Raw genomic sequence first — 20,613 nt, 5'->3', positions numbered from 1 at the left:
CGGGTCAAGCCCGAGGGCGGGCTGGTGCGTGCACGAGTTTCAGAACCCACCCAACATCGCCGAAATCATCGTGCCGATAAAATAGGTCCCCGGCGAGACCAACGTCTGACCGCCCAGGCGCAGGAGGTCGTCGACCATGACGTGCTTGGCAAAGCCGTCACTGGCGATCGGTGCGGTGCCAACCTGGGCGAGGATGTGGCGGTGCCGCCAGGTGAGAAAGCCCAGCATCAGGAGCGCGGGCAGGGGAAGGAGCCACGGCTCCTGGCAGATGCCGATGGCCAGATAGGCAAAGGGCAGGCTGGCGTTGAGGCGTCTCGTGACATGGAACATGGCTGTTGCTCCTGATATCAACAGCGCCAGTTCCTAGGCTGATTTGGTGACAGAGGCGTGACCCACTCGATCAGTCCGTGCGGGCAAAAAGGCCCGGATAGGTTACCACCAGATCATCCGCATCCACTTCCAGTATCCGCTCGAAGTCAGCGGACTGGAAGCGGACATGTGTGTCGTCGATCCGCGTATAGACTTGCTCCGAGCGTTTGACCTCGAGCGTCGTGGCGTCGATCCAGGCCATGGCGTAGCGGGTCGGCTTGTTCGCCTCCAGTTCGGTGCGCCACAGCGGTAGGGAATTGGTCAGCGGCGTGGGCCAGATGTCGACATCGACGCAGCCGCGCAAGGAGGGGATTGGCTCCGCACGGTCGTCCGACCAGCCGCCGGCGCCATCGCAGAACAGTTCCAATTGCTTGCCGTCCGCGCGCTCGATCTTGACCGTCCGCGTATTGCCGTTCTCGTCGAGCTTCAGGCGATAGAAAAGGCCGAAATCGGGGCCGATGATGGCGCCGCGGATCCTGGTGTCGCGGCCATTGGCGACGACATGGCAGTGCTCCGATGTGGCGAGGTCCAGCCCGCGCCAGCGGATCGATCTGTTGAGCATGGCCGAGCCTCCCTTGCCCCGCATTTCCATCAAATGCCCGGGAAAATCACAAGCCGCAGAATTGCAATTGCGTCATGCTCTGCGCACCGGCTGGCGCAGGATGGTCTTGAGCTTTTCGGGTGCCGACCGGCGCGGATCGCCGAGGTAGATTTCGTGGTGATGGCCGTTGAAGGTGAGGCCGCGCGCCGGCATTTCCACATCGTGAAGCTGCGCGAGAGCGGGGCCTTCGTCGTCATAGGGGCCGATATGGAGCATCTGCAGGCACTGCCCCTCACTTAGTGCCGCGAGCCGCAGGGTTGCGGGCGCATCGCCCAGCTTGCCTTCTGCCTTGGTCCGTGCTGCGTCGAACATGTCGGGCGTGATGACGTCGGGGGCGAGGATCATCATGGTCCAGTGCCAGCGCTCCTTGCGGCGCGCGATGAAGTCGGCCGGGTCGTCGGCCCACCAAAGGCCTTCGAGAGGTGGCACGACATAGTCCTGTCCCAGCGCCTTGGCAGCAAATTTGAGCGCATAGCTGGTCGAATAGAGCCACTCGACAGCCGCCTTGTAGGCTGGCGCCGAATTGGGATCGCCGGAGCCGTCGACCATGACATAGCGCAGCGGCGGCACCTCGATCTCGCTCCAGCGTGCCGTGGCCGAATAGATGGGCTTCAGTGCCGTGCGAATATCGATCTTGGTCATGCCCTCTGGGCCTTACTTGTCGGCGGCTGGAAGGCTCAGATTATCGCGGATGAGATCCAGCGTGACCAGATCGGTCGTGAGGGTCTCGTTGGTCGTTTGACAGGCCAGCGTCACGCGGCCCGGCGGGGTATCAAATATGGTCGCGACATGGACGGGGTAGTCATGGTTCTCGGCGTCCGGCCCCGGCGCGGCGAAGGTGAACTGGTGCCCGTCCACGCCGTCGAGGCTGACGGCTTCGTCTTCGCGCATGGTGAAGTTCTGGCCGAAATGGCCCAGGAGGGCGTCGATGCTTTCGGGGTCGCGCATCCGCGCATTGAGCTCGTCCTGGGTCTTGCCTTCGGTGTCCTCACGTTCATGCAGGGTCAAGACGCAGTAGGGCGTCGGCGGGTTGGCGAGGTCGGTGGTGGTGTGGGGATAAACGCCGACTGAGGATTTGGCCGTTGATTGCGCACTGTAGTCCGCGAGGTCGATCAACAGGAAACTGTTCGGCGGCTCGATGCTGAGCCCGGTCTCGGGGTCGGCAAAGCGGTCGAAGCTGGTAAAGCCGCAGAGCAAGAGGGCGAGCGGCAGGAGCGTCAGTCTGGAATGGATCACGGTGGCCTCCGCAGAACCAGTTTTCTGCAGGCAGAATTGGCAAGGTGGCCGGGAAGTTCCAGCGCGGCTGGCGGATACAAAAAGGGCGCCCCGGAGGACGCCCTTCAAATCTTGTAGTTCCGAAGACCTTAGAGAGTCTTGCCAAGCGCCACGGCGGTGTCGGCCATGCGGTTGGAGAATCCCCATTCATTGTCGTACCAACTCAGCACCGAAACGAAATTGCCGTCCATGACCTTGGTCTGGTCCAGCGCCATGGTCGAGGAGTGCGGGTCGTGGTTGAAGTCGATGGAGACGTTGGGCTGGTCGGTATAACCGAGCACGCCCTTGAGTTCGCCATCGGCATAACGCTTGACCGCGGCGTTGATCTCTTCGGCGGTCACATTGCGCTTGGCGATGAACTTGAAGTCGACGCAGGAGACGTTCGGGGTCGGCACGCGGATCGAGACGCCGTCGAGCTTGCCCTTGAGTTCGGGGAGGACGAGGCCGATGGCCTTGGCGGCACCGGTCGAGGTCGGGATCTGGCTGAGGGCCGCCGCGCGGCCGCGATAGAGATCCTTGTGCATGGTGTCGAGGGTCGGCTGGTCACCGGTATAGGAATGGATGGTGGTCATCATTCCCTTTTCGATGCCGAATTCCTTGTGCAGCACATAGGCCAAAGGCGCGAGGCAGTTGGTGGTGCACGAGGCGTTCGAGATCACCACGTCGTCCTTGGTCAGCGAAGCGTGGTTGATGCCGTAGACGATGGTCTTGTCGGCACCGTCACCGGGGGCCGAGATGATGACCTTCTTGGCGCCGGCTTTCAAATGCGCCGAGGCCTTTTCCTTGGAGGTGAAGATACCGGTGCATTCGAGCGCGATGTCGACGCCCATGGCGGCGTGCGGCAGTTCTTCGGGATTGCGGACGGCAGTCACCTTGATCGGGCCGCGACCCACGTCAATGGTGTCGCCATCGACCTTGACGGTGTGCGGGAAACGGCCATGCACGCTGTCGAATCGCAGCAGGTGGGCATTGGTTTCCACCGGGCCGAGATCGTTGATGGCCACGACTTCGATATCGGTGCGGCCGCTCTCGATGATGGCGCGGAGGACATTGCGGCCAATACGGCCAAAACCATTGATGGCGACGCGAACTGCCATGTTTTTACGCTCCAGGAGGGGAGGGGAGGAGAAAGGGAGGCGAGGCTCTCTTACAACTGTGCGGTGACGGCTTCAACAACGGCCTTGGACGTAATGCCAAAGTGGGCATAGAGCGCGTCGATGGGGCCGGAAGCGCCGAAGGAATGCATGCCGACGAAGCGACCCTTGTCGCCCAGCAGCTTGCTCCAGCTCATCTCGATGCCAGCTTCGACGGCGACACGGGCCTTGGCCGAACCCAGCACTTCAGCCTTGTAGGCGTCGGACTGCTTGGCGAAGAGCTCCATCGAGGGGACCGAGACGACGCGAGCCTTGATGCCCTTTTCGGTCAGTTCCTTCTGGGCTTCGACGGCGATGGCCACTTCCGACCCGGTCGCGAAGATGACGGCGTCGGCATCGGCGGGGCCGACCAGCGTATAGGCACCCTTGGCCGACTTGTTCTCCGCCGAATATTCGGTGCGTACGGCCGGAAGGTTCTGGCGGGAAAGCGCCAGGATCGACGGGCGGTCGGCGGTTTCCATCGCCAGTTCCCAGCATTCGGCGGTTTCCATGGCGTCGGCCGGGCGGAACACCAGCAACTGCGGGATGGCGCGAAGCGCGGTCAGGTGTTCCACCGGCTGGTGGGTCGGGCCGTCTTCGCCGAGGCCGATGGAGTCGTGGGTCATGACATAGATGACGCGCTGTTCCATCAGGGCCGAGAGGCGGATGGCCGGGCGGGCATAGTCGGTAAAGACCATGAAGGTGCCGCCATAGGGCACGAGGCCGCCATGCAGCGCCACGCCATTCATGGCGGCGGCCATTTCATGCTCGCGAATGCCGTACATCATGTAGCGGCCGAGACGGTTATCGGCCTGGAAGGGCAGGGTCTCGGGTGTATTGGTGAGGTTGGAATGGGTCAGGTCGGCGGAGCCGGCCAGGGTTTCCGGCACGGTCTTGTTGATGACTTCGAGAGCCATCTGCGACGCCTTGCGGCTCGCGACCTTCGGCTTATCTTCGGCAAGCTTCTTCTTGTAGTCGGTCATGGCCGACTTGAAGCCCTCGGGCAGCGTGCCCGACATGCGGCGGGTGAATTCGGCCTTCTTGTCCGATTTGGCGAGGCGGGCTTCCCATTCGCCGCGTACATTTTGCGAGCGGGTGCCGGCGGCGCGCCAGGCGTCGAGAATGTTGGCGGGGATTTCGAACGCCGGATAGGTGATGCCGAGCGCCTGCTTGGCCCCGGCCAATTCCTCGGCGCCGAGCGGAGCGCCGTGAACCTTTTCGGTGCCGGCCTTCTTTGGCGCGCCGAAGCCGATCGTGGTCTTGGCAGCGATCAGGGTGGGCTTGTCGGTCGAGGCCTTTGCCTGGAGCAAGGCCTTTTCGATGGCGTCCTGGTCGTGGCCGTCGATCTCGATCGTGTTCCAGCCGACGGCCTTGAAGCGGGCGATCTGGTCGGTCGAGTCGGCATTGGAGACCTTGCCGTCGATGGTGATGTTGTTGTTGTCCCAGATCACGATCAGCTTGTTGAGCTTGAGGTGACCAGCCAGCGAAATGGCTTCCTGGGAAATGCCTTCCATCAGGCACCCGTCACCGGCCAGCACATAGGTGTGGTGATCGACGATGTCCGAACCGAATTCGGCGGCGAGCTTGGCTTCGGCAACGGCAAAACCGACCGAATTGGCGAGGCCCTGGCCGAGCGGGCCGGTGGTGGTCTCGATGCCGGTGGCATGGCCGAATTCGGGGTGGCCGGCGGTTTTCGAACCGATCTGGCGGAAGTTCTTGACCTGGTCGATGGTCATGTCCTCGTAGCCGAGCAGGTAGAGCGAGGAATAAAGCAGCATCGAGCCGTGGCCGGCCGAGAGGATGAAGCGGTCGCGATCTGCCCATTGGGGGTTCGCGGGATCAAACTTCATCACCTTGGTGAACAGCACGGTGGCGATGTCGGCGCAGCCCATGGGCAGGCCCGGATGGCCCGAATTGGCTTTCTCGACCGCGTCCATGGAAAGGGACCGGATCGCATTGGCCAGGTCGTTCTGCTGGGCTGTATTCGTCATGGGAAGGACCGCTCGCTTGAGGAAGAAAGTCTAGGATTTCTCGGGAGCGGCGGCCGGAGCGACCTCCTCCCAAAGGCGGGTTTGAGGCATAACAGGTTCGGCTTGCCTGTCAATGTCGCCAAGGGCCTCAGGCGTTCGGTCGAGGGCCGGATTTCGGGGGAGTTGAGCCTCCAAGGCAGTTGCATTGCCATAATCGGTGGGGCAGGCTGGAAAAGTTGGAATCGTCGTGTCCTGAGGGCAGTAGCGGCCATGAGTGAGACGGAACTTGAAGAGGGCCTGGTGTCCGCCGCCGCCCGGTTCGACCGGGCCCTGGCGCGGCTGGGCGCGAGTACCCGCGATCTCGGCAGCCGCCTGCAGCGCCATCAGCGCATGGAAGTCGATACCCAGCGTCTCGTGCATGAGAGGGCCCGGCTCGCCACCGAGCTGGACAAGACCGCGGCTCGCGCCAAGCGGCTCGATGACAGCGCCCACGAAGTGTCGCGCCGCCTTGTCGAGGCGATGGAGACGGTGCGCTCGGTCCTGGCCAAGGCGGAGTAGCGCAGTGCCCGAAGTCAATGTCGAGATCAACGGCCGCAAATACCGCATGGCCTGCGAAGAGGGCCAGCAGGGCCACCTGATCGGGTTGGCTGATCGCTTCAACGCGCAGGTCGAGGGTTTGAAGGGCGCTGTGGGCGAAATCGGCGACAACCGCCTCACCGTCATGGCCGGCATTGCCGTGCTCGATGAACTTTCCGAGGCCGAGCGCAGGATCAAGGTACTCGAGGCGCAGGTGCTCGAACTCACCCGCGCCGGGCAGGACATTGCCGTCGAGCTCGAAAATACCGAGGCGCGGTTTGCCCAAAAGCTGGTTGAAGCCGCGAAGGCGCTAGAAGGCGTGGCCGCAACGCTGGACGAAACCGCCGTCCTGCCATAACCTCTGGCTTTATTGGCAAGGATTGCCAATAAAGCCAGAGGTGCCTCATGGCCACGATGAACGTCTCCCTTCCCCAGGCAATGAAAGACTGGGTCGAAGAACAGGTCGCCAGCGGCCGCTATGCCAATGCCAGCGACGTCATGCGCGACCTGGTGCGACGCGAGCAACAGCGAGCAGACGCGCGGGAAAAACTGCAGCAGATGGTGGATGATGCTCTCGCTAGCGGCATTACCGAGATGACCCGCGAGGATTTGCTGGCACGCATGAAGGCCAAGCGGATGGAAGCGATCGCGCAGCGTAAATCAGCCTGAAATGTGGGTGCTAACGGCGGATGCGCGCGATGACCTTGACCGCATCTCGCTCTGGGGTCTCGAGCGGTTCGGCCTCAATCAGGCTGAGAAGTATGATCTTCGCCTGGCGGACACCTTTGACGCTCTGGCGGCAAATCCGAGGATGGCTCCCGAACGTCTGAATTTTGGGCGCAGCGTGCGTCTCATGACCTGCGAGGCCAACCACATCCTCTACGTCATCGACGGCGACGACATCATCATCCTGCGCGTCCTCCATCACCTGCAGGATTGGTTCGACCTGCTCTAACCCCTGCCCACGCTGTCCATAAAAGCCTGTTCGAGATCGAGCTTGTCGAGCATGTCACGCACCACGGTGTCGTCGATTTCCTGCCTGTCGCGCGCCTGCACAAGGCGGGCACGGCGCGCCGCAAGCAGATATTGGCCGATGGCGAGGGCCGCCTCGGGATCGTCGCTGCGGGGTTGCTGCGCCTTGCGGCTGGCATCGAAACGCTGACGCATGCTGGCGACCAGCCTTTGCGAGGCCGGGTCGGGATTGTTCCTGGCATAGGCGTCGAGCCCCTGCATCGTAGCCTCATGCGTCAGGTCTTCGGCGTGTTCGATCTGCTGGGCGACGAATTTCTCGTGCCTGGCATTGTCCAGTTTCAGCCAGTCGATCAGCAGCGGCAGCGTCAGCCCCTGGATCAGTAGCGTGGCGATGGTCACGAGAAAGGCCAGCGAGACGATGGCCTCGCGGCCGGGCAAGGCGTCGCCACTGGCTGTCAAAAGCGGCGTACCGGCAGCGGCTGCCAGGGTGACGACGCCGCGCATGCCGGTCCAGGAAAGGACGGTATTTTCGCGCCAGCTCAGTGGCGCTTCCGGCTGCGGCCGTTGGCGCCGACGCGCTCCGGCGCTTGTATGCGCCAACTTGCCGGCCACGCGCCGGTAGCGCCAACGGCCGAGGGCGGCCGAGGCGAACACCCAGGCAAAGCGAATGGCGACGATGGCGAGGAAGATGACGAGGGTCGCCGTGGCAAGCTCGACCGTGTCGAAGCCGGCCTCGTTGGCATCGGTGATGACGAAGCGCAGTTGCAGCCCGATATAGGCGAAGACGAAGGTTTCGAGCAGGGTGTCCACAGTCCGCCAGAAAGCCCCCTCCTGCATCCGCTCGCGATAGTGCGACTGTACGCCATGGTGGCCGACGGCAAAGCCGGCGGCGACTACGGCGAGAACACCGGAAGCGTGGAGTTCTTCGCCGATGAGATAGGCGGCGAAGGGCACGACGACGGAAAGGGCGGTCGCCAGGGCAGGGTTGGACAACCGGCCGCGCACCCAGTGGGCGAGATTGCCCACCACAAGACCAACGATGATGCCCACCGAAGCCGCATAAAGAAAATAAAGCGGCAGGTTGTCGATGAAGGCATGGGTACCGGTGGCGATGGCAACCAGAATGGAAAACAGGGTCAGGGCCGCCGCGTCATTGATGAGGCTTTCGCCCTTGAGCACCGTCATCAGCCGCGCCGGGAGGCCAGCGCGGCGGCCGATGGCAATGGCGGCCACCGCATCGGGGGGAGCGATCACCACGGCCAGGATCAGCGCCGTGACCGGCAAAAGGTCCGGAAGCACCGAGAGAACGGCGATGCTGACCACGAAGGTGGAGGCAAAGATCAGGAATACGCCCAGATTGACGATCGAGCCGAGGCGGCGCCGGAAATCGGCAAAGGAGAAGTCGCGGGCTGCCGTGAACAACATGGGCGGCAGCACGATGGTGAGGATGAACTCGGGCTCGAGTTGCAGCTGCGGCACGCCGGGCACATAGGATGCGACGAGGCCAACCATCACCACAAGCAGGGCCGGGTGGATGTGACGACGCTCCGCCACCGCGCTCAGCGCCAGGGCAATGGTGATGACGATCAGCGTATAGGCGAACATCGAGGTCCTCGGGCGGCAAGCCGACACGGTCAAATCACGGTGCAATCCTGTCCAGAGACAGTGTGGGCCCCTTTGCTTGGCGAAGGGAAGCGCCTATATCTCTGTTCGCTGCCCGGCGCGTGAGGACACACATATCCCCGGGGCCTTAATCGATCCTAAGGGAGCTGTCCCTGACCAGGCCCGTGGGCTTGGACATACGGCGCCCACCTACGTATGTAGGTTCCCGGGATCGCAAGTCCCACGGCCAGGGTGGCACTGAATTTCTACGAGGGCGCATGGCGGAGCTGAATATCGACGAGGCGAAGGCCGCCCTGCGCCGTCAGGCCCATGCGAGCCGCGCCGCCCTTTCCGACGAGGACCGGGCCGATGCCGCCAAGATCGTCGCGGCCTATTTCTTCGACCAGATCGCCTATGAGCCCGAGCAGGTGATCGCCGGCTACTGGAAGATTCGCGACGAGATCGATTGCCAGACCATACTTGCCCGTCTCATGGACGGGGGCCAGACCGTCGTACTGCCGGTCGTGGCGGGCGACGATGCGCCGCTCGACCTGCGCGTCTGGGAGGCCGATGCGCCGCTCTACGAGGCCGGTTTCGGAACGCTGGCCCCGTCGGACCTTGCGCCCCGTGCCGTGCCCGATCTCATGCTGGTGCCGCTCCTGGGCTTTGACGGCGAGGGCACGAGGCTGGGCTATGGCGGGGGCTACTATGACCGTACCCTGGCCGCGCTGCCGAGAAAGCCGCTGCTGATCGGCCTTGCCTTCGCGGCCCAGGAAATCCCGCGCATTCCGCGCGAGGCGCACGACGTGCCGCTCGATGCCGTCATCACCGAAAACGGCGTCCGTTTCTTCGAGGGTCGCGCATGAGGCTATTGTTCCTGGGCGATGTCATGGGCCGCTCCGGCCGCGATGGCGTGACCGAGCGCCTGCCGGGCCTGATTGCCCGCTATGGCTTCGATTTCGTCGTGGTCAATGGCGAGAATGCCAGCCACGGCAAGGGGCTCATCGAAAGCCATTTTCAGGCACTGCGGGATGCCGGCGCCGATATCGTCACCCTGGGCGACCATGCTTTCGACCAGCGCGAGGCACTGACCTATATTGAGCGCGAACCCAGCCTTGTCCGCCCCATCAATTATCCGCCAGGCACGCCTGGGCGCGGCGCCATGTTGGTGGAAGGCCGCAATGGCCACCGCGTCCTCGTGGTCAATGCGCTGGGGCGGGTGTTCATGCCGCCGGTCGACGATCCCTTCCGCGCGGTGGACGCCGCGCTGGCCCAGGCGCCGCTGGGCGAAGTGGCCGATGCGGTCGTGGTCGATTTCCACACCGAAGCGACTTCGGAAATCCAGGCGATGGGCCATTATCTCGATGGCCGCGCCACGCTGGTCGTGGGTACCCATACCCATATCCCTACCGCCGACCATCGCATCCTTCGGGGCGGCACGGCGCTGATGGCCGATGCGGGCATGTGCGGGGACTTCGACAGCATTATCGGCACCGAGACGGAGGAGCCGCTCAACCGCTTCCTCACCGGGCTCCCAAATGGCCGCTTCACGCCGGCCGAGGGCGAGGCGACGCTCTGTGGCGTCGCGGTCGAAACCGATCCGCGTAGCGGCCTTGCCCGCTTCGTGGCGCCTCTCAGGGTCGGTGGTGTGCTGGCTCAGTCGTTGCCGGAGTTTCCGGAGGCCTAGGGGCCCCACGACTTCCTTTTTGCCGTTCCGCGCCCTATAAGCAGCGCGAAATTGCAGATTTGCTTACCCGAGGTCTCCCATGGCTGGCCATTCCCACGCCAAAAACATCATGCATCGCAAGGGCAAGTCCGACGCGATCCGCTCCAAGATCTTCTCCAAGCTGGCACGCGAAATCACCGTCGCGGCCAAGATGGGCATGCCGGATCCGGCCTTCAACGCCCGTCTGCGCCTGGCCGTCACCAATGCCCGCTCGCAGTCCATGCCCAAGGACAATATCGATCGCGCCATCAAGAAGGCGTCGGGCGCCGACAGCGAGAACTATGACGAGATCCGCTACGAGGGCTACGGTCCCGGCGGCGTTGCCGTCATCGTCGAGGCTCTGACCGACAACCGCAACCGCACCGCCTCCAATGTGCGCTCCTACTTCTCCAAGAATGGCGGCGCCCTGGGTGAAACCGGTTCGGTCGGCTTCATGTTCGACCGCGTCGGCGAAATCACCTATCCGGCCAAGGTGGGGTCGGAAGACAAAGTCATGGAAGCCGCTATCGAGGCTGGCGCCGACGACGTCGAGAGCGACGAAGAAGGCCACTATATCTATACCTCGTTCGAGGGCATGGCCGAAGTCTCTGCCGCCCTTGAAAAGGTTCTGGGCGAAGCCGAGTCCGTCAAGGCCATCTGGCGCCCGCAGAACCAGACCCCGATCGACGCCGAAAAGGGCGCGACGCTGATGAAGCTGATCGCCACGCTCGAGGAAGACGACGACGTGCAGAACGTCTATTCGAACTTCGACATGAGCGAAGAAGACGCGGCCAAGCTCGAAGCCTAAAGCTCGCAGGCCTTCATCAGCGATACCAAGGCGGCCTCCGGGCCGCCTTTTTTCATGCCGTGCGCTGGAGATTGATGGTCGGGTGATCTTCGACCTGTACCACGGCTGCGGTGTTGCGGCCGGCATGCTTGGCGCCATAGAGCCGCTGGTCGGCAATGCGGAAGAGCTGCGTGAAGCTCGTGGTCTCGGAAAATGCGGCGCCGCCAATGCTGACCGAAAGCGGCCGGGGCTCGCCATGCGGGCTGAACTCGGCGGCGTTGACCGCGGCGCGGATGCGCTCGGCCACGAGCTGGGCCTGGTGCTGGGTGACGCCGGGCAGGAAGACGCCGAATTCCTCGCCGCCCATGCGGCCGACAATGTCGCCATTGCGCAGCACCGAACGAATGGCGCGGGCGATGACGGTCAGGGCCTCATCGCCCTTGTCGTGGCCATAGAGATCGTTGATCGACTTGAAGTTGTCGGCGTCGATCATCAGCAGTGCGCCGCAACTGGCGGCCGCCGGCGCGCGCAGCCAGGCATTGATATGGCTGGTGAAGGCACCGCGATTGAGACAGGAGGTCAAGCTGTCGGTCCTGGCTACGCGTCCGAGCCGCGCATTGGCGATGGCGAGGCCCCGCATCCGCATGCTGAAATAGAAGAACAGCGGCGCGCCGATGATGATGGGCAGCGCCACGGCGCTGATCAAGATGCGCAAAGCCAGTTCTCCGCTGAGGTCGCCAAAGGCGAGAAGCGTGAAGCTGATCGAGGCGGCGATGCAGGCCATGGTGCCGAACAGCGTCCAGCGCCCGACACTGGACCAGCCGAAAAGCGGCAGGTTTCGCGGTGACATCATGGTTACAATGCGACCTCGTGCAGGACGAAAGTCTGAAGGCGGGCGGCCGATGCTGCGCCTGGCTGCGATGCATCAATTGCGCGGTTTGCCCCGCGCGCCAGTCGTCTTGCCACCTTTTCCATGTGCGCCCCGTCACTATTCCCAGGTTCGGGACGCTACAGCCTGCTTCCTCACCACTGGGTTTTCCCATTCGTTAAAAGTTGAATCAGCGATGACCCTAAGCGGGTTTGTTGCCCATTTGTTCACTTTGCTCTTGGTAAGCTCCGGGCGGCTGACTACAAGGAAGACCATGACACGTTCTGTGCGAATCATCGGCATCGATCCGGGGCTGCGCCGCTGCGGCTGGGGCATCATCGAGGCGCTGGACAACCGGCTGAGTTTTGTCGCGGGCGGAACCATCACCCCGCCTGTGGATGGCGACCTGGCCGATCGGCTCGCCGCGCTGGCCAATGGTCTGGGTGAAGTGCTGGACAAGCACAGTCCGGACGAGGCCGCAGTGGAAGAAACCTTCGTCAATGCCGGCGCCCGCTCGGCGCTGATCCTCGGGCAGGCGCGCGGGGTCACGCTGGTAGTGCCGGCCCTGCGCGGGCTCGTGGTGGCCGAATATGCCACCAATCTCGTCAAGAAGTCGGTGGTCGGTACCGGACACGCCGAAAAGAACCAGGTGGCCCTGATGGTCAAGACGCTGCTGCCCGCCGCCGTGATCAAGGGGGCCGACGCGGCCGACGCGCTGGCCGTGGCCATCTGCCATGCGCACCATCGTGTCTCGGCCCGCCGCATGGGAGCTTATGCATGATCGGCAAGCTCAAAGGGCTCGTCGACAGCTTCGCTGAGGACAGCGTTCTCATCGACTGTGGCGGGGTCTGCTACGAAGTCTTCTGCTCGAGCCGCACCCTGCAGGCATTGCCGCGGGTGGGCGAGGGGGCGGTCGTCTTCATCGAAACCATTGTGCGCGAGGACTTCATCAAGCTTTATGGCTTTGGCTCCGAAGCGGAAAAAAGCTGGTTCAACCTCCTCACTACCGTGCAGGGGGTGGGCGCCCGCGTTGCCCTCTCGATTCTCTCGATCATGTCGCCCTCGGAACTCTCCAGCGCCGTTGCCCTCCAGGACAAGGCCATGATCGGGCGGGCCAATGGCGTCGGTCCCAAGCTTGCCCTGCGCGTCGTCACCGAACTCAAGGGCAAGGTTCCGGCCATCGGCGCGATCGATGCCGGCACACTGGGCCTGCAGGCGGCTTTGGGCGACGGCATCGCCTCCAGCAATGTCGCCGATGCGGTGTCGGCCCTTACCAACCTTGGCTATTCCAGCGCCCAGGCCTCGGCTGCCGTGGCGAGGGTGATCGCCAAGGAGGGCGACGAGGCCGCCACCGAAAAGCTGATCCGGCTGGGCCTCCGGGAATTGAGCAGCTAGGGTGCCCCGAGCAATGGAGGTTTGGGGATGACTGGCATTGGTTTGAAACTCCTGGCAGTGGTTTTTTCCGTGACGGCAGCACTGGCCCCGGTCGCGGCGAGCGCCGACCAGAACGAGGCGACTGCCGTGGCGATCTGGTTCGTGGAGGAAGACGGCTCGACCAAGCCCTATTATTTCCATGACCCGGCCAATCCCATGCCGCGCTGGTCCTGCGAGCCGCGGCTGGACTACCTCACCAAGATGTTCTTTCGCATGACGCGGCAGAACCCCGACCTCAAGGACAAGACGGCCGTGCGGTCGGCCTGTGTTCCGGTGTCGAGCATAGAATAGGCCCCGTGTGACCAATCTCACTTCCGCGTCCGCCGGTCGCGATGACAATCTCGACGTATCGCTGCGGCCCTCCGGCTTTGCCGATTTCGTGGGCCAGGCCGCGGCGCGCGCCAATCTCGAAGTATTCATCGAAGCCGCCAAGAAGCGCGGCTCGGCGCTGGACCATGTGCTGTTCGTCGGCCCGCCGGGTCTGGGCAAGACCACCCTGGCGCAGATCATCGCCAAGGAACTGGGCGTCGGCTTCCGAGCCACGTCGGGCCCGGTGATCGCCAAGGCGGGGGACCTCGCCGCGCTCCTCACCAATCTCGAAGAGCGCGATGTCCTCTTCATCGACGAAATCCACCGGCTCAACCCGGCGATCGAGGAAGTGCTCTATCCGGCGATGGAGGATTTCCAGCTCGATCTCATCATCGGTGAGGGTCCGGCGGCCCGGTCGGTCCGCATCGACCTCGCAAAATTCACCCTTGTGGGTGCCACCACCCGCGCTGGGCTGCTCACGACGCCACTGCGCGATCGCTTCGGTATCCCGGTGCGGCTCAACTTCTACACGCCTTCCGAGCTGGTGCAGATCGTGACGCGGGGTGCTCGCCTCCTCGGCATGCCCATGTCGCCCGACGGCGCCATGGAGGTTGCCCGGCGTTCGCGCGGAACGCCCCGTATTGCCGGGCGCCTGTTGCGGCGCGTGATTGACTTCGCCCAGGTCGAGGGGGCGGAAGAGGTCAACAGCACGCTCGCCGACAAGGCCCTGTTGCGCCTCGATGTCGATGCCCGCGGACTCGATCAGCTCGACCGGCGCTACCTCACCACTATTGCGGATTTCTACAATGGCGGCCCGGTGGGGATCGAAACCATTGCCGCCGCCCTCAGCGAGCCGCGAGACGCCATCGAGGAGATCGTCGAGCCCTACCTGTTGCAGCAAGGCTTTATTCAGCGCACTCCGCGCGGGCGCATGCTGACGGCAATCGCCTTCCAGCACCTCAACAAGATCGTGCCACAGGGTTTTGCCGGCCTGCAGGCAAGCCTTTTCGAGGAGGGCGAGGAGTGAGCGCCCGCCACGTCATCAGCTTTCCCATCGATGGACAGCGGTTCAATTTCCGCGTCGCCGGCATCATCGTGGCGGAGGGCCACGTGCTGGTGTGCCGGGAGGATGATGACGCCTATTGCATGCTGCCCGGCGGACGTGTCGAACTGGGGGAGGACAGCCGCCTCAGCCTCGGTCGCGAAATCGCCGAAGAACTGGATATGCCAGCGGAAATCGGCGCGATGGTCGCAACCTCGGAAAGCTTCTATCGGCGGGAAGAGCAGGATTTCCACGAAGTCGGCTTTTTCTATGCTGTCACCCTGCCGGGGCAGGCGCCCGATGGAAAGACACCCTGGCTCAAGCGCTTCGACGAGGGTCACGACCTCTCGTTCTACTGGCTGCCACTGACGGGTAATGCCCTCGAGGAGTTCAACCTCCTTCCAGGCTGGTTGCCGGGTTTCCTCCGTGATCTGCCCGCAGAGCTGACCCATGTCATCCATGACGAGAGGCCGGCATGAGCGGCGCCGGGGATCGCATTGCCGACACGCTGAAGCTCAGCCGACCGGCCCATCGGGCGCTCGAGCATGCCGGCATCGTCACCTTCGCGGACCTCACGCGATGGACCCGCAAAGATGTCGCCGATCTTCACGGCATCGGTCCAAAGAGCTTCATCGAGCTGGATCCGGCTATGGCCGAACGCGGCCTCGGCTACGCCTCATGACCACCCATTCCCATTTGGTCCGCATCTATTACGAAGACACCGATTTTTCCGGCAATGTCTACCATGCGGCGTATTTGAAGTTCTTCGAGCGGGGCCGCACCGAGTTTCTGCGTGACCTCGGAATCCACCATCACGAACTGGCCGAACAAGGGATTGCCTTTGCGGTGCGGTCGATGGAACTCGACTTTGTTGCCGCAGCGCGGATCGACGATCTCCTGACCGTGACCACTGAAGTGGTGGAGACGAGCGGCGTGCGGCTGCTGCTCAGGCAGACACTTTTGCGTGACGACAAGCTCATCACCCAGGCCAAAGTCACGGTTGTGGCGATCAAGATTACGGGCGGACCGGCCCGCCTGCCGGCTGATCTGCGCGCGCGTCTCGTGCCCGGAGCCTGAAGCGCGGACTCTGTTTGTTAACTCCTTGGTGACCATAAGAAGGGCATAGGCGGATTTGCGCCGTGCCGGGTCGTCGCAGGCCCCGGAATGCGGGGCATTTCTCTTAATTTTGACAGATTTCGTCCCCATCGCACGGCAATGGGGCCGCACGAGCCGGCCAGAAGGAAAATAGTTTCATGGAAGCCATGGATGCAGTGGGAGCGGCCGCTCCCCATGCGGACCTCTCCATCTGGGGCCTGTTCTGGATGGCCGACATCGTGGTCAAGTCGGTCATGCTTGGCCTGCTGGCCGCATCGGTGTGGTGCTGGGCCATCATCATTGACAAGACCATATCCTATCGCCGCATGCGGGCCGAGATGAACCGCTTTGAGCGTACCTTCTGGTCCGGTCAGTCACTGGAAGAGCTTTACCAGCAGCAGGCCGAAAAGCCCTCGGGTGGCCTAGGCTCGGTCTTCGTCGCGGCGATGAAGGAGTGGAAGCGCAGCCACGAGCAGAATGCGGCCAGCTTTGTGGGCATGCAGCAACGCCTCGACAAGGTGCTTGATGTGGCCATTGCGCGCGAGAGCGAGTATCTCGAAAAGCGCCTCGGCTTCCTCGCCACCGTCGGTTCGGCTGGTCCCTTCATCGGTCTCTTCGGCACGGTCTGGGGCATCATGAATGCCTTCACTAATATCGCCGCCTCGTCCGATACCAACCTGGCCGTGGTCGCCGGTCCGATCGCCGAAGCGCTGTTTGCCACGGCCATCGGCCTCGTTGCCGCTATTCCGGCCGTTATCGCCTACAACAAACTCTCCTCCGACGCCGGCAAGATGATCGGGCGCCTGGAAGGCTTTGCCGACGAATTCTCTACCATCCTCAGCCGCCAGCTCGAAGCACGGGGCCGCTGACATGGGCATGGGTGGACCATCGGGCGGTGGCGGAGGCGGCGGACGCCGTCGCCGGCGCAAGCGCAGCGGCGTGATGAGCGAGATCAACGTGACGCCGATGGTGGACGTCATGCTGGTGCTGCTCATCATCATGATGGTCGCGGCCCCGATGATGACATCGGGCGTGTCTGTCGATCTGCCGCGCACCGCCGCTGGCGACATGGCCAGCCAGACGCGACCGATCACTGTCGCCGTGACGCCCGAAGGCGCCATCTTTGTCGACGAGACCCCGGTGACGGAAGCCGATCTCGTGGCCACCGTGGGGACGCTGGCCACGGTCGAGGATCGTGTGTTCCTGCGTGGCGATACCACAGCCAATTACGGCACGGTCATGCGGGTCATGGGCCTGCTGTCCGCTGCCGGTTATACCAAGATCGGGCTCGTCACCGAGCGCGAGAGATAGGCCCCAGCGTATGCGCACTGGCCTTGGCGTATCGGTATCCGTTCATGTGTTGCTGCTGGTTATCGGCCTGATCAATCTTGGATCGACCGAACCCCTGCAGGTAACCACGCAGTCGATCGCCGTCGATCTGGTGCCGATCGAGGAATATTCCAATATCCGCGCCGGTCAGCTCGACAGCACCGTTGTCGAGACCGATACACCCTCGATCGTCGAATCCGAGGACCCGGCCGAACTGGCACAGCCAACCGGCAATACCGAAGAGAACCAGGTGACGCCGTCACCGGCCGATGTGCCAACGCCTGCTCCGGTGACCGAGACGGCCCCGGCCCCTGAGGCTGAGCCCACGCCCGAGCCTGAACCCGAGCCCGAGCCCGCCCCCGAACCGGAGCCTGCGCCGGAGCCCGAACCCGAGCCCGAGCCCACCCCAGCGCCGGCTTTGCCGCAAACCCGCCCCGACGACCTCGCACCACCGCCTGAACCCGAGCCCGAGCCAGAACCGGTGCCCGAACCGACCCCTGAGCCGGAACCCGCGCCCGAGCCTGAGCCCGAACCGGAGCCGACCCCGGAGCCGGAACCCGAGCCGACTCCTGAACCGACCCCCGAACCGACGCCGCAGGTGGATGTGGCCTTGCCGACATCGCGCCCGGCCGACCTGGCGCAGGTGCGTGAGCAGGCGCAGGCCGCCGAGCGTCGTCGCCGCGAGGAAGAAGAACGTCAGCGCCAGGCCGCGGCTGCCGCCCAGGCTGCGCCGCCGACCGAAATCAGTTCGGAGACGGCTGATGACATTTCCTCGATCATCAACAATGCCCCCACGACCGGTGGTACCACCGGGCAGGGGGGCTCGCCGACCCTGGGCGATACGGGCGGTACGTCTGCACGCTTGAGCCAGACTGCAATCGATGGTCTGGTTGCCAAGATCAAGACCTGCTGGAACCTGTTGCCGTCGGACTTCAATAGCGGCCTCAATGTCACCCTGTCGGTGAGCATGAACCGCGACGGCAGCGTCAATGGTACGCCGCAGGTCATCGCCAGCGACAGCTCGCCCGCCGGGCAGTCGATCGCCCGCGCCGCACAGCGTGCCGTGGTGCAGTGCGGACCCTATTCCATGCTTTCCGCCGACGCCTATGATGAATGGCGCCAGATCGAAATCGAACTCAGACCCTGACCTTGAATTTGCCTTTCTGCTGGCCAAACTGCGGCCGAAACGGCAAGACCGGAGAGATCTAGACCATGACACTGATGACGCGCCGTACTGCGCTCAAGCTTGGCCTCGCTGGCGGCGCCCTGCTGGCCACTGCCCCCATGTCCCTGGCGCAACTGCGCATCGTGGTGGAAGGCGCCAATTTCCAGCCGCTGCCGATCGCCATTCCCGATTTCGCCTCGTCCGATCCCGCCTTCGGGCGCGAGATCGCCGATATCGTGCGCAACAACCTCAGGCGCTCGGGCCTCTTCCTGCCGCTCGATCCGGCCTCGCTGCCGGTGCAGCTGGGGGATGTCAACGCGACGCCGGACTTCAACGTCTGGCGCACCGCCAATGTCGATGGCGTGGTAATGGGCGCGGTGGAACGCGGTGGGCAGATCTCGGCCCAGGTCCGCGTCTGGGATACCCAGCAGGGCGCGCAGGTGGTCGGCAATTCCTACGCCACCGATCCGAGCTCGGCCCGCCGCATCGGGCACCTCGTGTCCGACGCGATCTATTCGCAGCTTTCGGGCGGCACCGGCTATTTCGATACCCGCGTGCTCTATGTGGCCGAAAGCGGGCCCAAGGCCAATCGCGTGCGGCGCCTGGCCATCATGGACCAGGACGGCGCCAATGCCAGCTACCTGACCGATGGCCAGTCCATGGCGCTGACGCCGCGCTTCTCGCCCAATGGCGACCTCGTCACCTACATGAATTTTGCCGACGGCAATCCGCAGGTCTATCTGCTGCAATTGTCCACCGGCCAGCAGCAGCGCCTCGCCAATGTCGGCGCCATGACGTTCGCCCCGCGCTTCTCGCCCGATGGCGGCACGGTCGCCTTCTCGGTGGAGCAGGGCGGCAGCACCAATATCTATGCTGTTTCCACCGGCGGTGGTCAGCCGATGCAGCTCACCTCGGGGGCGGCCATCGACACGGCGCCGTCCTTCTCGCCCGATGGCAGCCGCATCATCTTCGAAAGCGATCGCGGTGGCTCGCCGCAGATCTACATGATGGGTGCAGGCGGCGGGAACGCGCAGCGCATCAGCTTCGGCCAGGGCAGTTATTCGACCCCGGTCTGGTCGCCCGCCGGCGATCTCATCGCCTTTACCCGTCAGTCGGGCGGGCAGTTCCATATCGGCATCATGGCCCCCGATGGGTCGGGCGAGCGCCTGCTCTATTCGGGTTACCATGCCGAGGGTCCGACCTGGGCGCCGAACGGCCGGGTCATCATGTTCTACCAGGATCCGGGCGGCAATGACGGCCCGCGCCTGATGAGTGTGGACATCTGGGGCCGCGCGGCCCAGACCGTGCCCACCGAAAGCTATGCCTCCGACCCTTCCTGGTCCGGCCTGCGCGGCTGATCAGACTTCAGACCTGGCAAGAAACCCCGGACGCGGTCCGGGGTTTTTTCTTTGGCCGGGAGGAACTCCGCAGCTGATTGACGGCTTCTTACGAGCTCGCCCCGCAGTTGGATCACATGAGATTTCTTTCGAGAAACCGTCCGACTTGCGAGGCGGAGTTCATCTAAGTAATTGAAAGGTAATGGCTTTGTAAAAAAATCAAAAAATAGAACTCTTTCTGATCGTGGCGAAACTGGTTTTGCCAACCGCCCGTAGCTTCCTGCGACCCCACCGAGGAGTGGGACCAGAATTCATACAGGAAGGAACTACCAGATGACCGTTTCTCTTCGTGCCCTCTCCGTTGCCGCCGTTCTCGCCTTTGGCTCGCTCTCGGGCGCTGCCGTCATTGCCCAGGATGCGCCCATGGTTGGCGGCGCCGCCATGCCGGCTACCAACAACATCATCCAGAATGCGGTGAACTCGGCTGACCACACTACCCTGGTCGCTGCCGTGCAGGCTGCCGGTCTCGTCGAGACCCTCGAAGGCCCGGGCCCGTTTACCGTTTTCGCTCCGGTCAACGCTGCGTTTGAAGCACTGCCGGCCGGCACCGTGGAAGGTCTGCTGGCTCCGGAAGCCAAGGATCAGCTCACTGCCGTCCTGACCTACCACGTCATCGCCGGTGACATTCACTCGGCTGACCTGATCAAGATGATCGAGGACAATGGCGGTGAATACAAGGCCGCGACCGTCCAGGGTGGCGAGCTGACCTTCAGCCTCGACGGCGACAACGTCAAGATCACCGATGCCAATGGCGGCACCGCCACCGTGACCATCGCTGACGTCGACCAGTCCAATGGCGTGATCCACGTCATCGACGCCGTGCTCCTCCCGGCGATGTAACGAAAGCCTGCCGCTTGCCGAATAAGCAGGCATAGGGGTTCCGCAGCAAGCTCCAGGGCGTGGAACCCCACCCTCGACGTGACCAGAGAGGCTCAGGCCTGTTATGGTCACGTTGCCTTTTCCGAGAGCCCTGAGCTGATGGAG

At 63.6% G+C, this 20,613-nt stretch carries 27 protein-coding genes and 1 other RNA gene; 20 read left to right on the top strand and 8 right to left on the bottom strand.

Features of this window, described 5'->3' with window-relative positions; translation table 11 throughout:
• Positions 1 to 39: 39 nt before the first annotated feature.
• The 6 genes from JEQ47_RS19345 to tkt form a co-directional block, all read right to left on the bottom strand.
• Positions 40 to 330 carry a hypothetical protein gene (locus tag JEQ47_RS19345; protein WP_198878088.1) on the bottom strand — a complete coding sequence of 97 codons (291 nt, stop codon included), beginning with the start codon at positions 328 to 330 and terminating at the stop codon, positions 40 to 42.
• Positions 331 to 400: 70 nt separating this feature from the next.
• Positions 401 to 931 carry a putative glycolipid-binding domain-containing protein gene (locus JEQ47_RS19340; protein ID WP_198878087.1) on the bottom strand — a complete coding sequence of 177 codons (531 nt, stop codon included), beginning with the start codon at positions 929 to 931 and terminating at the stop codon, positions 401 to 403.
• A 72-nt stretch (positions 932 to 1,003) separates the two neighbouring features.
• Complete coding sequence (locus JEQ47_RS19335; protein WP_198878086.1) at positions 1,004 to 1,612, bottom strand: GyrI-like domain-containing protein; 609 nt, start codon at positions 1,610 to 1,612, stop codon at positions 1,004 to 1,006.
• A 12-nt stretch (positions 1,613 to 1,624) separates the two neighbouring features.
• Positions 1,625 to 2,206: a hypothetical protein gene (locus JEQ47_RS19330; protein WP_198878085.1), complete on the bottom strand. Its 582-nt coding sequence runs from the start codon at positions 2,204 to 2,206 to the stop codon at positions 1,625 to 1,627.
• Positions 2,207 to 2,334: 128 nt separating this feature from the next.
• On the bottom strand, positions 2,335 to 3,342 hold the full coding sequence (gene gap, locus JEQ47_RS19325) for a type I glyceraldehyde-3-phosphate dehydrogenase (protein WP_198878084.1): 1,008 nt from the start codon (positions 3,340 to 3,342) through the stop codon (positions 2,335 to 2,337).
• 50 nt (positions 3,343 to 3,392) lie between these two features.
• Complete coding sequence (gene tkt / locus JEQ47_RS19320) at positions 3,393 to 5,369, bottom strand: transketolase (protein WP_198878083.1); 1,977 nt, start codon at positions 5,367 to 5,369, stop codon at positions 3,393 to 3,395.
• A gap of 249 nt (positions 5,370 to 5,618) precedes the next feature.
• Here tkt and JEQ47_RS19315 point away from each other — a divergent pair, with 249 nt between their 5' ends.
• Genes JEQ47_RS19315 through JEQ47_RS19300 form a run of 4 tightly spaced genes read left to right on the top strand, consistent with a single transcriptional unit; the run spans position 5,619 to position 6,879 of the window.
• Complete coding sequence (locus JEQ47_RS19315) at positions 5,619 to 5,906, top strand: DUF4164 family protein (RefSeq protein ID WP_198878082.1); 288 nt, start codon at positions 5,619 to 5,621, stop codon at positions 5,904 to 5,906.
• 4 nt (positions 5,907 to 5,910) lie between these two features.
• Entirely contained in the window at positions 5,911 to 6,282 is a 372-nt protein-coding gene (locus tag JEQ47_RS19310; protein ID WP_198878081.1) for a cell division protein ZapA, read from the top strand.
• A gap of 47 nt (positions 6,283 to 6,329) precedes the next feature.
• Positions 6,330 to 6,593, top strand: a complete 264-nt coding sequence (locus JEQ47_RS19305) for a type II toxin-antitoxin system ParD family antitoxin (protein WP_198878080.1) — start codon at positions 6,330 to 6,332, stop codon at positions 6,591 to 6,593.
• A gap of 1 nt (position 6,594) precedes the next feature.
• Positions 6,595 to 6,879 (top strand): type II toxin-antitoxin system RelE/ParE family toxin, encoded by a 285-nt coding sequence (locus JEQ47_RS19300; protein WP_198878079.1) that lies wholly within the window; start codon positions 6,595 to 6,597, stop codon positions 6,877 to 6,879.
• Here the strand turns inward: JEQ47_RS19300 and JEQ47_RS19295 are convergent.
• On the bottom strand, positions 6,876 to 8,501 hold the full coding sequence (locus tag JEQ47_RS19295; protein ID WP_198878078.1) for a cation:proton antiporter: 1,626 nt from the start codon (positions 8,499 to 8,501) through the stop codon (positions 6,876 to 6,878). The two genes, JEQ47_RS19300 and JEQ47_RS19295, sit on opposite strands and share 4 nt — an antisense overlap.
• 102 nt (positions 8,502 to 8,603) lie before the next feature.
• Here JEQ47_RS19295 and ssrS point away from each other — a divergent pair.
• The 4 genes from ssrS to JEQ47_RS19275 all read left to right on the top strand — a co-directional run bounded on the left by ssrS (position 8,604) and on the right by JEQ47_RS19275 (position 11,011).
• A non-coding RNA gene (ssrS, locus tag JEQ47_RS19290) (6S RNA) lies at positions 8,604 to 8,761 on the top strand.
• A 15-nt stretch (positions 8,762 to 8,776) separates the two neighbouring features.
• Positions 8,777 to 9,364, top strand: a complete 588-nt coding sequence (locus JEQ47_RS19285) for a 5-formyltetrahydrofolate cyclo-ligase (RefSeq protein WP_198878077.1) — start codon at positions 8,777 to 8,779, stop codon at positions 9,362 to 9,364.
• The gene (locus JEQ47_RS19280; RefSeq protein WP_198878076.1) at positions 9,361 to 10,185 is read left to right on the top strand and encodes a TIGR00282 family metallophosphoesterase; all 825 of its coding nucleotides are present in this window, start codon (positions 9,361 to 9,363) and stop codon (positions 10,183 to 10,185) included. Before JEQ47_RS19285 ends, JEQ47_RS19280 begins: the two co-directional genes overlap by 4 nt.
• A gap of 79 nt (positions 10,186 to 10,264) precedes the next feature.
• Positions 10,265 to 11,011 (top strand): YebC/PmpR family DNA-binding transcriptional regulator, encoded by a 747-nt coding sequence (locus tag JEQ47_RS19275; protein WP_198878075.1) that lies wholly within the window; start codon positions 10,265 to 10,267, stop codon positions 11,009 to 11,011.
• Positions 11,012 to 11,063: 52 nt separating this feature from the next.
• Here JEQ47_RS19275 and JEQ47_RS19270 read toward each other — a convergent pair whose 3' ends face one another.
• On the bottom strand, positions 11,064 to 11,843 hold the full coding sequence (locus JEQ47_RS19270; protein ID WP_198878074.1) for a GGDEF domain-containing protein: 780 nt from the start codon (positions 11,841 to 11,843) through the stop codon (positions 11,064 to 11,066).
• Positions 11,844 to 12,132: 289 nt separating this feature from the next.
• Between JEQ47_RS19270 and ruvC the strand changes: the two genes are divergently transcribed.
• The 12 genes from ruvC (at position 12,133) to JEQ47_RS19210 (ending at position 20,469) form a co-directional block, all read left to right on the top strand.
• A complete protein-coding gene (ruvC, locus tag JEQ47_RS19265; protein ID WP_198878073.1) occupies positions 12,133 to 12,639 on the top strand; it encodes a crossover junction endodeoxyribonuclease RuvC in 507 nt (168 codons plus the stop codon).
• On the top strand, positions 12,636 to 13,253 hold the full coding sequence (gene ruvA / locus JEQ47_RS19260; RefSeq protein ID WP_198878072.1) for a Holliday junction branch migration protein RuvA: 618 nt from the start codon (positions 12,636 to 12,638) through the stop codon (positions 13,251 to 13,253). The genes ruvC and ruvA overlap by 4 nt, the downstream gene beginning before the upstream one ends.
• A 27-nt stretch (positions 13,254 to 13,280) precedes the next feature.
• The gene (locus JEQ47_RS19255) at positions 13,281 to 13,583 is read left to right on the top strand and encodes a hypothetical protein (RefSeq protein WP_198878071.1); all 303 of its coding nucleotides are present in this window, start codon (positions 13,281 to 13,283) and stop codon (positions 13,581 to 13,583) included.
• Between the two features lie 7 nt (positions 13,584 to 13,590).
• On the top strand, positions 13,591 to 14,628 hold the full coding sequence (gene ruvB, locus JEQ47_RS19250) for a Holliday junction branch migration DNA helicase RuvB (RefSeq protein WP_198878070.1): 1,038 nt from the start codon (positions 13,591 to 13,593) through the stop codon (positions 14,626 to 14,628).
• Complete coding sequence (locus tag JEQ47_RS19245) at positions 14,625 to 15,122, top strand: NUDIX hydrolase (protein ID WP_198878069.1); 498 nt, start codon at positions 14,625 to 14,627, stop codon at positions 15,120 to 15,122. The genes ruvB and JEQ47_RS19245 overlap by 4 nt, the downstream gene beginning before the upstream one ends.
• Entirely contained in the window at positions 15,119 to 15,325 is a 207-nt protein-coding gene (locus tag JEQ47_RS19240; RefSeq protein ID WP_198878068.1) for a DNA-directed RNA polymerase subunit alpha C-terminal domain-containing protein, read from the top strand. The genes JEQ47_RS19245 and JEQ47_RS19240 overlap by 4 nt, the downstream gene beginning before the upstream one ends.
• Positions 15,322 to 15,720, top strand: coding sequence for a tol-pal system-associated acyl-CoA thioesterase (ybgC, locus tag JEQ47_RS19235; protein ID WP_198878067.1), 399 nt, complete (start codon positions 15,322 to 15,324; stop codon positions 15,718 to 15,720). The genes JEQ47_RS19240 and ybgC overlap by 4 nt, the downstream gene beginning before the upstream one ends.
• A gap of 185 nt (positions 15,721 to 15,905) precedes the next feature.
• A complete protein-coding gene (gene tolQ, locus JEQ47_RS19230) occupies positions 15,906 to 16,607 on the top strand; it encodes a protein TolQ (RefSeq protein ID WP_198878175.1) in 702 nt (233 codons plus the stop codon).
• 1 nt (position 16,608) lies between these two features.
• On the top strand, positions 16,609 to 17,049 hold the full coding sequence (locus JEQ47_RS19225; RefSeq protein ID WP_198878066.1) for an ExbD/TolR family protein: 441 nt from the start codon (positions 16,609 to 16,611) through the stop codon (positions 17,047 to 17,049).
• Positions 17,050 to 17,059: 10 nt separating this feature from the next.
• Positions 17,060 to 18,214 carry a cell envelope integrity protein TolA gene (tolA, locus tag JEQ47_RS19220; protein ID WP_198878065.1) on the top strand — a complete coding sequence of 385 codons (1,155 nt, stop codon included), beginning with the start codon at positions 17,060 to 17,062 and terminating at the stop codon, positions 18,212 to 18,214.
• A 65-nt stretch (positions 18,215 to 18,279) separates the two neighbouring features.
• Positions 18,280 to 19,590, top strand: coding sequence for a Tol-Pal system beta propeller repeat protein TolB (tolB, locus tag JEQ47_RS19215; protein WP_198878064.1), 1,311 nt, complete (start codon positions 18,280 to 18,282; stop codon positions 19,588 to 19,590).
• Positions 19,591 to 19,902: 312 nt separating this feature from the next.
• Entirely contained in the window at positions 19,903 to 20,469 is a 567-nt protein-coding gene (locus JEQ47_RS19210) for a fasciclin domain-containing protein (RefSeq protein WP_198878063.1), read from the top strand.
• The last annotated feature ends 144 nt before the right edge of the window (positions 20,470 to 20,613 follow it).

The organism is Devosia sediminis (assembly GCF_016411825.1).
In the GTDB taxonomy this organism is placed as follows: Bacteria; Pseudomonadota; Alphaproteobacteria; order Rhizobiales; family Devosiaceae; genus Devosia; species Devosia sediminis.
This window is presented reverse-complemented; position numbering and strand designations above follow the sequence as displayed.